The 724-nt window shown below is 52.5% G+C and carries 1 rRNA gene (cut by a window edge); it reads right to left on the bottom strand.

Annotation, left to right across the window (positions count from 1 at the left end):
* Positions 1–724 (bottom strand): 23S ribosomal RNA (locus tag WC259_RS08305); its annotated part runs 982 nt beyond the window's last position; the annotation flags it as partial.

The following is a 724-nucleotide window of genomic DNA, read 5'->3' as shown; positions in this document are numbered from 1 at the left end:
GTTCGCCTTGGTATATTCTACCCGTCTACCAGTGTCGGTTTGCGGTACGGGCACTCTAGAATCAATGCTTAGAGACTTTTCTTGGCAGCAAGGCTTAGCTCACTTCTACCTCAAGGGCACGCCACCAGATCTCAACTCAAGCTGCGGATTTTCCTACAGCTCTCAACGTCTGACATTTGGTGCACCCACACAACCAATCGTGGGCTGGCCTACCTCGCTGCGTCCCCCCATCGCTCCTCTTAAGTGGTTCGGGAATGTTGACCCGATGTCCATCACCTACGCCTTTCGGCCTCGGCTAAGGACCCGACTAACCCGACGCGGAATGACCTGGCGTCGGAAACCTTAGACATACGGCGAACATGGTTCTCACGTGTTTTACGCTACTCATGCCTGCATTCTCACTTCTGTCCGCTCCAGCCGTCCTTACGGTCGACCTTCACTGCAAACAGAACGCTCCCCTACCGCCCCAGCTATTGCTGAGACCCAAAGCTTCGGTATTATGCTTAGCCCCGTTAAATTTTCCGCGCAGGATCACTTGACCAGTGAGCTATTACGCACTCTTTAAAGGATGGCTGCTTCTGAGCCAACCTCCTGGTTGTTTAAGTAACCCCACATCGTTTCCCACTTAGCATAAATTTGGGGACCTTAGCTGTTGATCTGGGCTGTTTCCCTTTTGACCACGAAACTCATCTCCCGTAGTCCGACTGCTATACTCTGGAGTACC

Source organism: Dehalococcoides sp. (assembly GCF_041654235.1).
GTDB classification, from domain to species: Bacteria; Chloroflexota; Dehalococcoidia; order Dehalococcoidales; family Dehalococcoidaceae; genus Dehalococcoides; species Dehalococcoides mccartyi_B.
The sequence above is the reverse complement of the archived record's forward strand: the minus strand, read 5'-3'. Positions and strand labels throughout refer to the sequence as shown.